Source organism: Niveispirillum cyanobacteriorum (assembly GCF_002868735.1).
GTDB lineage: Bacteria > Pseudomonadota > Alphaproteobacteria > Azospirillales > Azospirillaceae > Niveispirillum > Niveispirillum cyanobacteriorum.
On record NZ_CP025613.1, the window covers coordinates 842,200 to 855,526 of the forward strand.

General features: G+C 61.1%; 8 protein-coding genes. 4 read left to right on the plus strand and 4 right to left on the minus strand.

The genetic code is table 11. The annotated features are described in order from the left end of the window. Positions 1-256 precede the first annotated feature (256 nt). Positions 257-2,623, minus strand: a complete 2,367-nt coding sequence (locus tag C0V82_RS24460; protein WP_211107950.1) for a TonB-dependent receptor — start codon at positions 2,621-2,623, stop codon at positions 257-259. 264 nt (positions 2,624-2,887) lie between these two features. Here C0V82_RS24460 and C0V82_RS24465 point away from each other — a divergent pair, with 264 nt between their 5' ends. Then, on the plus strand, positions 2,888-3,781 hold the full coding sequence (locus tag C0V82_RS24465) for a hypothetical protein (RefSeq protein WP_102115011.1): 894 nt from the start codon (positions 2,888-2,890) through the stop codon (positions 3,779-3,781). A gap of 5 nt (positions 3,782-3,786) precedes the next feature. Here the strand turns inward: C0V82_RS24465 and C0V82_RS24470 are convergent, their stop codons facing one another. Then, the gene (locus C0V82_RS24470) at positions 3,787-4,494 is read right to left on the minus strand and encodes a hypothetical protein (protein WP_102115012.1); all 708 of its coding nucleotides are present in this window, start codon (positions 4,492-4,494) and stop codon (positions 3,787-3,789) included. 178 nt (positions 4,495-4,672) lie between these two features. Here C0V82_RS24470 and C0V82_RS24475 point away from each other — a divergent pair, with 178 nt between their 5' ends. Genes C0V82_RS24475 through C0V82_RS24485 form a run of 3 tightly spaced genes read left to right on the plus strand, consistent with a single transcriptional unit; the run spans position 4,673 to position 9,483 of the window. Beyond that, positions 4,673-5,632 carry a UDP-glucuronic acid decarboxylase family protein gene (locus C0V82_RS24475; protein ID WP_102115013.1) on the plus strand — a complete coding sequence of 320 codons (960 nt, stop codon included), beginning with the start codon at positions 4,673-4,675 and terminating at the stop codon, positions 5,630-5,632. A 33-nt stretch (positions 5,633-5,665) separates the two neighbouring features. Further along, on the plus strand, positions 5,666-7,630 hold the full coding sequence (locus C0V82_RS24480) for an O-linked N-acetylglucosamine transferase, SPINDLY family protein (protein ID WP_102115014.1): 1,965 nt from the start codon (positions 5,666-5,668) through the stop codon (positions 7,628-7,630). Next, positions 7,627-9,483: an O-linked N-acetylglucosamine transferase, SPINDLY family protein gene (locus tag C0V82_RS24485; protein ID WP_158660178.1), complete on the plus strand. Its 1,857-nt coding sequence runs from the start codon at positions 7,627-7,629 to the stop codon at positions 9,481-9,483. Before C0V82_RS24480 ends, C0V82_RS24485 begins: the two co-directional genes overlap by 4 nt. On the opposite strand, the gene C0V82_RS24490 is transcribed toward C0V82_RS24485, so the two are convergent. Further along, on the minus strand, positions 9,484-10,899 hold the full coding sequence (locus C0V82_RS24490) for an HlyD family type I secretion periplasmic adaptor subunit (RefSeq protein ID WP_158660179.1): 1,416 nt from the start codon (positions 10,897-10,899) through the stop codon (positions 9,484-9,486). Then, on the minus strand, positions 10,899-13,028 hold the full coding sequence (locus C0V82_RS24495; RefSeq protein WP_102115017.1) for a peptidase domain-containing ABC transporter: 2,130 nt from the start codon (positions 13,026-13,028) through the stop codon (positions 10,899-10,901). The genes C0V82_RS24490 and C0V82_RS24495 overlap by 1 nt, the downstream gene beginning before the upstream one ends. Positions 13,029-13,327: the final 299 nt, after the last annotated feature.

Below are 13,327 nucleotides of genomic sequence, written 5' to 3' on the forward strand. Positions count from 1 at the left end.
TCTATGACCGTTGGGACGGCGGTGACTACCGCCGCGCCGCCCGTGCGGCGTAGCCAAGGGCGCGGATGCGCCCGCCGGCGACTGAGGGGCACGAAATCTTGACCATCAGTCATGATATCGTGCCGCTGGGATGAGCTACAGCCTATAGCATCCGCTAATGCGATCCACTCTGATTTGCATCAAAGCAACCATCAAAAAGGCGGCGGCCGCTTCACGCGACCGCCGCCACAGCTTCCAATCCCGCGGGACGGGCGGATCAGAAGCTGTAATTCACCGTCAGCATGGCGTTGCGCGCCTCGCCCGGCGTGGCCCAGCCGCTGGCCGCAACATTGCGGACGCGGGTGTAATAGGTCTTGTCGAACAGGTTGTTGACGTTCAGGCGCAGTTCGACCTGATCATTGACGAAATAGGACGCCGAGGCGCGATGGACCCAGTAGCTGGGAACCGCGTTCATCAGGGTCGTGGAATTGCTGGGATAGATCTTGCCCTGATAGGTGGCGCCATAGCCGACCTGCACGCCAATGGGCAGGTCATAGGTGGTCCACAGGCTGAAGGCATGCTTGGGCGTGCTGGTCAGCGGCGCGCCCTTGCGGCCGTTATTACCGGCCAGCGCCGTGGCGCAGGCGGCGACCGTCGGGTTGGCCAGACAGAAGTCGGACACGCCCTGCAGAACCTCGCTGTCCAGATAGGTATAGTTGGCGAAGACGTTCCAGCCTTCGGTCACCATGCCGGCCACACCCAAGGCCACACCATCCACGCGGGACTTGCCGTCCAACTGCTGATCCGGCACCGCCGGGTCGTTGGAGGTGACCTTGTAATTGGTGCGCTCATTGCGGAACAGGGCAGCGGTCAGAGCCAGACGGGCGTCCAGCAGGTCCCACTTGGTCCCGATCTCATAATTCTTGGCGGTTTCCGGATCGACATTGCAGGTGGTGCCGGTACCGGTTGCCGTGCAGGAGCCATTGACCGCACTCTGCGACGGGGTCTTGGAATTGCCGATGGCGACATAGACGCTTCCATTGGGCAGAGGCTTGTAAACGGCACCGGCGCGCCAGGAGAACAGGTTCTCCTCATTGCGGGCCACGGGGGCCGCCGTTGTCGTGACGCCGGTGGTGGCATAGGCGAAACTGGTGGTCTGGTAGCTGCCCTTATTGTGCTCCCACCGCACGCCGCCATTCAGTTCGAACTGATCGTTCAGCTGCATGCGGTCGAACAGGTACAGCGCCTGATTCTCCAGTTCGCTGTCGGCGTCGGCAGTGACGGTGAAATTCACCGGACCGTTCCAGACATTCTCCGGATTGGCGATGGTGATGGGCGTGAAGCTGGCAGTGGGTACCGTGCCATCGGCATTGCGCAGGCGGTTGCCCGACTTCTGGTCAAAATTCTCCGACGAGATGGAGGCACCCAGCACCAGATCATGCGTGATGCCGCCCGTCACGACCTTCGCCTTCAGGTCGGTCTGGTTATACAGCATAGTGGTGCTGGCATCGCGGGTGATGCCGCGGTTGGTGTTGGGCGTGAACAGGCCGCGCGTGGTGCAGGCCGCACCCGTATAGGCGTTGATGCCGCTGGACAGGCACCAGGTGCCTTGCAGATAGGAGGTGGTGACAAACGCATCCACCTTCTGCCAGCGCGACAGGTTGCTGACCGACAGGCTGTCGTTGAAACGATGGTCGATCTTCACGGTACCGCTGTTGACCGTGCTCTCCTGGGTGTCGATGTTGCGATAGCCGTAATAGGCCTCGCCATCGGCCCCCGGCAGGATGCCGTTGGAATAGGCGTTCAGGGCGTAGGGCACGCCATATTGCGGAATGTTGTTGTCTTCCTGATGGAAATAGCTGAACGAGACCTGCGTGTCGCTGCGCAGACCCAGGGTCAGCGACGGCGCGAAGCCCCAGCGCTTGAATTCCTCCACATCGCGGCCCGGCACATCATTGCGGTGCCACATGCCATTGATGCGCAGCGCGGTATTATCGTCCAGCTTCTGGTTCGCATCGACGGTGGCGCGATAGTAATTGTCAGTACCGATCCCGGCACTGGCCTGGGTGAAGCTATCGTCCTTGGCGGTCTTGGACACCAGATTGATGGTGCCGCCGACGGAGCCGGAACCCGAGTAGACGGAATTGGCGCCGTTCGTAACCTCGACCTGTTCCAGATTGAAGCTGTCGGAACGGATATAAGCACCGCTGTCACGCACGCCGTCCACAGCGATGTCGCTGGTGGCGCTATACCCGCGCATGGTGATGCTATCGGAACCGCCGACCCCGCCCTCACCGGCGGCAAAGGTGATGCCGGGCACATTGGACAGGATGTCACGCAGGTTCAGCAGGTTCTGTTCCTTGATCACCGTGCTGGGAATAACAGTGATAGTCTGCGGTGTCTCCCGCAGTGGGGCCGTGTATTTCGGTGACGCAACCACTTCCGGCTTGTTGGCAGGTGCCGCCGCCTGACCTTCCACCCCCAGGGTCGGCAGAATGACGGTCTTCTTCTCGCCTTCCTTGGTGGCGGGCGTCGTCGTCTGCTGGGCAAGCGCCGGGGCGGCAGAGGCCGCCACACCAACGGACAGGGCCGCCATCAGGGCCATACGGCCTCGCGCCACCTGGGAATTCATCTTCTCGTCCATCTCTTTCAAACCTTTCTGGTGCGCCCACGAAAAGCGCAAATGCTTCTTATTCGCTTATGATGTCAGCAGTTTGCCTGACATCACCGATCCCGTCCGGCACGGACTATATTGCGAAGCGTTCGCATTCGCAAACTATGAGGTAGGCATATCCATGCGACAACAACGCATGGCCTATGCGGATGGAACATGACAAAGGTGGATACACTTTGGAATACACACGTATACTATACAGCAGTCCCACAATGTAAAATCACAAGAAAAGTCATGACCAGCATCATATCGGGTTATTTGAACCATCAACCGGTTCCCACCGACAGAAAGCAGAATGCACTTACTAAGAGATTTATTTTTCCAGTATTAACCGATCTGCACGATATGTTAATGGATTTACGTCGGGAATTGGACCCCGTCTTGGCAAGACAGTACCCGCTTAACAAAAATATCCCATATCCTGTAGGGCGATGTGAGGAAATTACTACAGCCGTCCGTCAGCACCTCCTGAAACGGATAGCAACACCCACCACCCGCGCTGAACGGGCCTTGCATGCGTTCCGCCGTCAAGGTGGCTTAATCAGACCCGTTTGGGGCGCATTGCGGGAGCGCTATTTCCAGAACGCCACTCAGATTGGAAGTCTGTATGTCGACGCTGCAAATGATACAGTGAACATCACAAAGCCAAAAGTTGAGATAATGCCCATGACCGAAAGTGGGCTGGAAGCCATTCGGGATATTTCTCACTTCTGCGATATCGCAAAACTTTACTGGAAGGCAGAGACCTATGCCAATCTGGTGGCCCCCAGCCTGGCACCCCTGCTGCCAATGGCGGTACTCAACAAAGTATCAGAACCTCAGCTTCTATCCGCGTGCCCATACATGACTGCTCTCGCACTTCATAATCATTTCAGGGATGCGGAAAGTTGGCTGGAGACAGCACCGGCCATGGATATAGCCGCTCAAGCACCGCTTTTGGAGCGGGTGCCCATTGACTTGCGCCCACGGGCAGGCGCAGACCCAAGGGAACTCGCCATAGATGCATGTCGTGAGGCACGGCGGGAGAAACGCTATCTCGATCCGGAATGGAAGCAGGCACTGCTTAAGGATCTGGCCCGCATCAACAGTCCCCGACTGGAAACGGGGGACAAAGTTCAAATGGCTTGACGACCTTACGGCGGACTGTCCAATGCGAACAGCAGAACCAAGCCGGCAGTGTCGGCATCACCACCGGCCTGGCGCAGGTCAAGCGACCGACAGGCCGGTGCCATGGGGGCGGCGACGGCGCTGTTGACGAAACGGGAGAATACGTCGTCGGTCATCTCCCGATTGCCCCCAAGGAAGGCCGCACCCCGCACCTTGCCGTTCGCGGGGTCGAAATAGATGCCCACCTCAGCGCGGAAACTGCCGGCCCCGCGCGGCAGCGGCGGGGGTTCCCAGCAATCCATAATCTGGCTGCGCAGCAACGGCCCGGCCCTGCCCGACAGGTCATCGATCTTGGCCCAGTTGACGGGCGGTGCCGGCGCCTCTGCGATGGTGGTTTCGCCCTGCTGATGGCTGGGCGGCGGGGCCGGCAACCGGCTGGACATGGCCGGCTGCTTGGCCTTGGGCGGTGGCGCCGCCTCCTTCTGCACCTTCGGGGTCAGCGCCTCGATCCGGAGTCGCGCCAGGGCGGAGAAGCGGCCCGCCGGATAGGCATGGAGATAGGCATAATACTCGGCAGGATCCTTGGAATCCCGCACGCTCTCCCAGAAGACCAGTTCCGGGTCCGCAGGGCGCACGGGTGCCGCCGGGGTTTGCACAACCGGTGGCGGACTACCGCAGGCTGCCAATGCCAGAAGACCGGTCAGCGCGATGCAATGACGAAGGGCGATGGCCAAGGCAACATCCTCTGGGATGGTCAGGCGGCGGTACCGCCAGGCTTTCGAACAGCAGAAACAGGAACAGACACGCTTCTCCTTGGCATGCCCCCCCTGCGCTGGGTTATAGATTAAGCATGTTGATCATGAAAGACCCGCCATTCGGCGCGGCCTTCGCGAACGCCCAAGAAGGATAAGCATGAAACGCGCACGCAAGCGGGTATTGGTGGCTGGTGGTGCCGGTTTCCTGGGTTCACACCTGTGCGAACGACTGCTGAATGACGGACACGAGGTGCTGTGCGTCGATAATTTCTTCACCGGCTCGCGGGAGAATATCCGGCACCTGATCCCAAACCCCTATTTTGAGGTGATGCGCCACGACGTCACCTTCCCGCTCTTTGTAGAGGTGGATGAGATCTACAATCTCGCCTGCCCCGCATCGCCCATCCATTATCAGTTCAACCCAGTGCAGACGACGAAGACCTCTGTCCATGGGGCCATCAACATGCTGGGACTGGCCAAGCGAACCAAGGCCAAAATATTCCAGGCCAGCACGTCGGAGGTTTACGGCGACCCGACAGTGCACCCGCAGACCGAGGATTATCGCGGCAACGTGAACCCAATCGGGCCCCGCGCCTGCTATGACGAGGGAAAGCGCTGCGCGGAAACCCTGTTCTTCGACTATCATCGCCAGAATGGCGTCAATATCCGCGTGGCCCGCATCTTCAACACCTATGGCCCACGCATGCACCCCAATGACGGGCGCGTGGTGTCGAACTTCATCGTGCAGGCCCTGCAGGGCAATCCGATCACCATCTATGGCGAGGGCACCCAGACCCGGTCGTTCTGCTATGTCGATGATCTGATCGAGGGTTTCATCCGTCTGATGGCCGCCCCGGATGAGGTGACCGGCCCCATCAATATCGGCAATCCCGGCGAATACACGATCCGTCAGCTGGCGGAGAATGTAGTGCGGTTAACGGGCGCCAAATCGGAGTTCGTCTGGAAACCCCTGCCGCAGGACGACCCGCTGCAGCGCTGCCCCGACATCACCAAGGCCAAAACCCTCCTAAACTGGCAGCCGACCATCCATCTGGAGGAAGGCTTGACGCGCACCATCGCCTATTTCGCCGATCAACTGGGCGTGTCCCTGGCCTGATCATCCGTCCCGTCAACTGACGCGTTGCAAGCCATGGATATCTACGAGCTGTTTGCCCTCGCCCACGCCACCGAAGCGGAGCATGGCAAGGGAGCCGCCATCCGTGCCTATCAGGACTGGCTGGCGGCCAATGAAGGGCACCCTGCCATACATGCGGCCTGGTTCAATCTCGGCTCACTGCAATTGAGCAGCGATGACGGCAATGGCGCGCTCTATTCCTTTAATGAGGCGGTGCGTGTGCGGCCGGATTTCACGCCCGCCGTCATATCGCTGGGGTCCGCCCTGGAACGGGTGGGCCAGATCGATATGGCCATCCAATATTGGGGCCATGCCGTCGGCAACCTGTCGGGCGTTTCTTCCGACACGATCAATTACAAATTGACAGTGTTGAAGCAGCTGGCCCGCGTGCGGATGAGCCGGCAGGAAATGTCCGAGGCGGAGGAGGTGCTGCGCCTGTCACTGGATGTGGCGCCGGCACGGCGGGAGGAAATGCAGCACTGGGCCAATGTCCGTCAACGGCAATGCAAATGGCCGGTGCTGCAATCTTTCGGCCCCGTGACACCGGAAAAGATCATGGCCACGCTGGCCCCTCTGACCCTGGCCTATTTCACAGACGATCCCATACTCAGCCTTGCCAATGCCTACTCGCACAATCGGTTGGATGTGGGGTGGCCCGATGAGTTCAAGACCAGCGCCGATTTCGCCCATCGTCGCCGCGCGCCCGACGGGCGCCTGCGTATCGGGTATCTCTCGTCCGACCTGCGCAACCATGCCATCGGCCACCTGACGGCGGAAATGTTCGGGCTTCATGACCGCTCCCGTGTCGAGGTGACGGCATTCTATTGCGGCGTGCGCATCGAGGATGCAGTGATGCATCGCATCCGGGGCAGTGTCGATCACTGGCACGATATTACGGGCCTGGATGATGCCGCCGCCGCAGCCCTGGTGGAAGAGTGCGGGATCGACATCCTGGTCGATATCAATGGCAATACGCGGGATGCCCGCACACGGATGCTGGGCCGCCGCCCCGCCCCGGTCATCGTCAACTGGCTGGGCTATCCCGGCACAATGGCCAGCCCCTATCACCACTATATCATCGCCGATCAGGTGATCATTCCGCCCGGATCAGAGAAATATTACAGCGAGAAAGTGGAACGGGTCCCCTGCTACCAGCCTAATGACCGCTACCGGGTCATCTCGCCGGAACCGCAGTCGCGCGCCCAGCACGGATTGCCGGAACAGGGCGTGGTCTTCTGCTGTTTCAATGGCCAGCAGAAGATGACCCGTTTCAATATGGCCCGCTGGCTGGACATCCTGAGGCAGGTCGACGGTTCCGTGCTCTGGCTGCTGCGCGGCGGAGATGAAGGTGATAACCGCCTGCGGGAAGAAGCGGCCAAGGCCGGTATCGACCCTGCCCGTCTGATCTTCGCCCCCTATGCCGCCAATGCCGATCATCTGGCGCGCTATGTCCTGGCCGACCTGTTCCTGGACAGCAGCCCCTATGGCGCGCATACGACGGCGTCGGATGCGCTGTGGATGGGGGTGCCCGTCCTGACTCTGCCCGGTCGGGGCTTCGCATCCCGTGTCTGCGCCTCACTGGTGACGGCTGCCGGCACGCCGGAATTCGTGTGTGACAGCCCGGCAGCCTATGTGGAGATGGCCGTGCGGTTGGGACGTGACCCGGCAACCCTGGCCGCTGCCCGGCAGAAGCTTCTGGACCTGCGCCACACGTCCGTTCTGTTCAACACCAATGGTTTCGCCCGTGCGATGGAGGATGCCTTCGACCGCATGTGGGCGGAGTGGGAGGCCGGTGCCCTGCCCGTCCCCGATCTGACCAATTTGGACCTCTATCTGGAAATCGGCAGCGCCATGGACCATGATGCCGAGGAATTCGGCTTCCTGCCGGATTACGAAGAACGGTATCGCAAGGCCCTGGCCAAGCGGCACGCCCTGACACGGGTTCCGCGCGATGTCAGACTGTGGACGCAGCCGGCATGACGGCACCCTCAGCTGTCGATCTCCTGATCGCCGATCTGCGGGGTGCGCCGCCGGGCCTGTCACCGGTTGATCCGGCAACGCGCAGCCGCTGGCGTCATCTGTTGTCGGGCTTGCCGGCGATTGAGGCGATGGCCGCTGTTGCGCAGGCTGACCCCATGCCCAACCGGCATTGGGCCGCCGACATGCTGCATGAATGGCTCGTTTCACCAGGAAATGGCGGTGTCGACAGCGCGCCCATCTGGTTCAATCTCGGCGTCGAACTGGCCGCACGGGGGGATTCCGGCTCGGCAGCAACCGCTTACACCAACGCCCTTCTGTTGCAGCCGTCCTTGTGGCAGGCCACCATTAACCTTGCGGGCATCCGCGAGGCGGCGGGCGATACGCAAACAGCCCTGGCGACGATTAACACCGCGTTGCAGGATGACGAAGCGCGAACCAAGCTGCTGAACCAGCGGGGCCGGCTGCTGGAGAAGCTGTCCCGCCTGGATGAGGCGGAAACGACTTATTATCGCAGCCTGCTGACTAAACCCGATCAGCATTATGTGGTCCAGCATTGGGCCTTCGTCCGGCAGAACATGTGCGCCTGGCCTCTGTTTGGACCGGGCATACCTGGCTTGACGGTTGAACAGCTGCGCGACCAGTGCGGCGGGCTTGCCACGCTGGCATTGGCCGACAATGTGGCCGAACAGCGGCGGACGGTGCAATCCTGGCTGGACCGCCGACCGGTGCCCGTGACGCAGCCCTTGGCACCTGCCACCGGCTATGCCCATCGCCGGCTGCGTATCGGCTATATGTCGTCGGATTTCTGCCGCCATGCCATGACTTTCCTGGTGGCCGAACTGTTGGAACGGCACGACCGTGACCGGTTCGAGATCTATGGTTATTGCTCCAGCCCGGATGATGGCAGCGACATGCGGGCTCGCGTGCTGGCGGCCCTGGATCATTGCCGCCTTGTCCGCGACAAGGATCATGAAACGGTCGCCCGCCAGATCCGGGCCGATGAGATCGATATCCTGATCGACCTCAACGGTATTACTGTGGGCGAACGGCTGGACGTGCTGCGCTGGAAACCGGCGCCAGTACAGATGACCTATCTCGGCTTCATCGGACCGGTACCGATCCCAGAGCTGGATTACATTCTGACCGACGAATATGCGATTCCGCCTTCCATCGCGGATCAATATTGGCCCCGACCGCTCTATCTCCCCGGCGTCTATCAGGCCAATGATGGCCGGCCCGTGCCGATGGCCGATATCAGCCGTGCGGATGAAGGACTGCCGCAGGACCGGTTCATCTTCTGCTGCTTCTGCGGCTCCTACAAGATATCCGAAGCCATGTTCGCCCTGTGGATGCGCATCCTGGCCCGCACACGCGACAGCGTCCTCTGGCTGCTGGAGGATAATCGCTGGGTGGTGGGCAATCTGCGGGCACAGGCGGTACGGCACGGGATCGATCCCGACCGGCTGATCTTCTCCCCCCGTGCCATGCCCGACCGTTACCGCGCCCGCATGGCGCTGGCCGACCTGTTCCTGGATACGACCCCTTATAATGCCGGCACTGTGGCCAGCGACGCGCTGCGTGCTGGCCTGCCGATCCTGACCCTGTCACGGGAAACCTTCGCCAGCCGGATGGCTGGCGCCCTGTTGCGGGCCATGGACCTGCCGGAACTCATCACCACTAAAGATGATGATTACGTCGACCGGGCCGTGGCACTGTACAACACACCGGACCTTTACCGGGCGATCCGCAGCCGGACCACGCCCGAACACTGGCAGGCCACCTTGGGCGACACGCATACATTCACGCGCGGATTTGAGGCGACGCTGGACCGCGTCGCCATCCGCGCGGACTGATCAGGGTTCGTTCAGGGACTCGTCCAGGCCGCGCAGCACGGGATAAAGGAAATAGGACATCAGGCTGCGACTGCCGACCTTGATTTCGGCTTGCACCACCATGCCCGCCGTCAGAACCGCACCCTGCGGCATGCGCTCCAGCGTCAGGCTGTCAAGATCGACCTGCGCCGTATGCACATAGGCACCGGCAACCGTCGGCGTGCGCAGCGCGTCCAGCGGCTCCGCTGTACCCGGCACAAAGCTCTGCCGGGAGACTGACCGCAGCCGACCCTTCAACATGCCATGGCGCTGGAACGGGAACGGTGCAACCTTCACCTCAACCGGATCACCCGCCTTAACATAGCCGATGTCACCGGACTGGATCACCACTTCGGCGATCAGCGGCGTATCCAGCGCCACCAGGGTGATCAGCGCTTCGGCTTCCCGGGCGATGGAACCGGGCGACAGGCGGGCCACCTCCTGCACAACGGCGTCGGCGGGCGCCGTCATCTCGACCAGATCGTTGCGACGGACGGCCTTAGCCAGATCCTCATCGACCTGGGAGGCCTGACGGCGGGTTTCCACAAGCTGTTCTAGAAGCTGGCGCTGCCAGTCATCCACGAAATTCCGCCGCTCCGCCCGCTTTGCGGCCAGATCGGCCTGCAATTCCTTGATACGATTGGTGGTACCCTGAAGCGAGCGCTCAGTCTCCAGACGCTGGGCCTGCGCCTCCAGAAGCTGCAGCCGCGACCCCGTCTGCGCCTTGAAAAGCTGGGAGCGCAGATTCTCCACATCGCGATAGACCACCATCTGGGCCGTCAGCGACTTTTCATCATCCTGAGCGGCCCGCAGCGAGGCATCAAGACTGACAATGCCGCTATCCAGACTGTCCAGATGCGACCGGTATTGGGTCTGGCGCTGCTGGAACAGCCGGGCCTGCAACGCCATGTCCGGATCGTCACTACTGGCCATTGTCTCGGGCAAGGTCTTACCCGCAGCCTCCGCCTCCAACCGCCGCAACTGCGCGAACAAGGCGCGCTGCTGCGCCGACAGGGCACTGCGGTCGGCTAGCGTGAAGGTCGGGTCCAACGTGGCGAGCAGCTGTCCCTTGGTCACACGTTCACCGGGCTGGACCAGGAGCTGGCGCACGATGGAACGTTCCAGCGGCTGCATCACGATGGGCGGTACCTGCGTGGCCAGGCGGCCTGTGGACACCACGACACGGTCCATCTGAACGAAGCACGCAATGATGGCCATCAGTGCCAGCATCCCCGCCGCAATCAGGTGGGGCGCCCCCAGAATGGGTGGCGGCGGTTCGCGGACGATCATCTCCAGTTCCGACTGGAACTCGATGGCTTCAGGAGCCACGTGCAGGCGCGGGGCCGGCGTCCCGTAGAACCGCCGCCAGCGCTCACGCAGCGCCTGGAAGGGCCGCATCAATGGATGTGCTGTGTCTGGGTTTGCCATAGGTGCCGATAAATGTCGCAGCGTTGCAGCAGGATGGAGTGGGGGGCGCAGTCAACCAACTTGCCCTGTTCCAGAACAATGATCTTGTCAGCCTTAACCAAGGACGACAGCCGGTGCGAGACGATGATCATGGTACGTCCCTCGGCGATGCGCGTCAGGTTACGCTGAACAATGGCCTCGCTGTCCGGGTCAAGCGCGCTGGTCGCCTCATCAAAGATCAGAAGACGCGGCTGTGTCACCAGGGCACGGGCGATAGCGATACGCTGGCGCTGGCCGCCGGAGAAGTTGGAAGCATTCTCCTCGACCATCGTGTCATAGGACAAAGGCAGGCGGTCGATGAATTCGTCAGCGCCCGCCATCTGGGCCGCCTGAAGGATTTCATGGAGCGGCGCGTCGGGACGCGCAGCCGCGATATTCTCACGGATGGTGCCGCGGAACAGCAGATTGTCCTGCAGCACGACGCCGATGGACTTGCGCAGATGGTTCAGTTCGATATGGCGCAGATCGACACCATTCAGCTTGATCAGACCTTCTTGCGGGATGTGGATGGACTGGATCAGTCGGGTGATCGTGGTCTTGCCTGACCCCGACCGACCGACGATACCGACAACCTGCCCCTCCTCGATATCGAAGGACACGCGGTCAAGCGCCGGAGTGGCACCGGGAGCATAACGGAAGGTCACATCCTCGAAGAACATCTTGCCCGTGATATATGGACGGGACTGACGGGAATGACCACTGCGCTCCGGCTCGGCATTCATCACCTCGCCCAGCATACGCACCGACAGATCCGCCTCCTGGTACTCGTTGATCAAGGCCACGATCTGAAGCAGCGGGCCTGTGACGCGACCCGACAGCATGTTGAAGGCGATCAGCGCGCCCAGTGTCATGGCGCCGTCGAAGACCTGAACGGCACCGATGGCAAGCACGCTGATCTGCATCAGCTTTTCCAGACCGCCGGTCAGCACGGTCCCCAGGATGCTGATGCCGCCAACCTTGGCATGGCGCCGGACGGCCAGGGCCACTTTACTGTCCCATGCCTGCTGCCGGTTCTCTTCAAGCACCAGTGACTTGACGGCGCGCATGGAATGCAGTGTCTCGACCAGATGCGCCTGACGGCTGGCCTCAGTCTCGTACAACCGTCCCAGATGCAGCCGGAAGATCGGCACCATGAAGCCGATGATCGCCGCGATGACGACCGAGAAGGCCAGCACCACAGCAGTCAACAGGCCGCTGTAAAGGAACAGCAGCACCAGCAGCACCGGCAATGTGACAGTATCCAGGAAAACCTGAAACAGCCTGCCGGTCAGGAAATGGCGCAGCTTCTCCGTCTGCTGCATATGCCGGGTCAGGATACCCGCACTGTTGCGCTCGAAGAAATGCAGCGGCAGCGAAAGAAGGTGCCGGAAAGTGCGGCTGGTCAGCTTGGCATCGATCTTGTTCGATGCCAGCAACATAAGATTCTGGCGGACATAGCCGAAGAACCCGTCAAAGACTGTCAGCAATATATAAAGCAGGACGATGACGAACAGCGTCTGGTAACTATGGTGGGTAATCACCTTGTCGACCAGCACCTGGAACATCATCGGCAGCGCCAAGCCGATCAGATTGGCCATGATGGCCGCGATGGCGACGCCACGGAAGAATTTAGCGTTGCGCAGGATCTCCGGCAGGAACCAGCGGAAGCCGAAGGGCTGGTTCTCATCCATCAGGGCCCAGGCACGCTTGGCCAGGATGATCTCGCCCGTCCAGGTGGAGGTGAATTCCTCCTCGGACAGAAACCGGACGCCCTCAGCCTCACGCGTGGGGTCCAGTACGGCAGCCGACATCCGGCCCTCCACCTCCATCGCATAGGCAAGAATGACCCAGCTGCCATCCTTCCGGATCGCAATTGCCGGGTAAGCACTGCCTAGGTGACAGGCGGACTTCCAGCTGACGCGTGTCTTACGGCCCTTAAGGCCGGCGCCATGCATGGATTTCAGTACGGCCGGTACGGGATCGCCCGGCACATCGGGCGGCAACTCATCCGGATGAAGTTGCACGCCATGGTGCAGCGCCACCAGAAAAAGACACCTCAGAACCGTCATGTAAGGGGACAATCGCCACGTCCATCGGCAGGAAAGGGGGTCAACGTGAGCCGGAAACTAAAGCGATTCTCGAAAACACACGACAAAAAAGCGACATGCCCGCTCCCGAAGGGTGCAATTGATCCATGATCTAGGCCCTAAGGCATAAACGATCTGAAATACCTCAGACGCAACACAGGTCGCGGCGCGTTTCGTGGGGGGTACACCGAATGTAACTTGACTCCTCCTCACGATGGGTATTCTATCCACACTGACCCAAAAAATTTGGGCGCCTATACCAAAAGGGGATTGAACACGGCCATGCGGCTGCG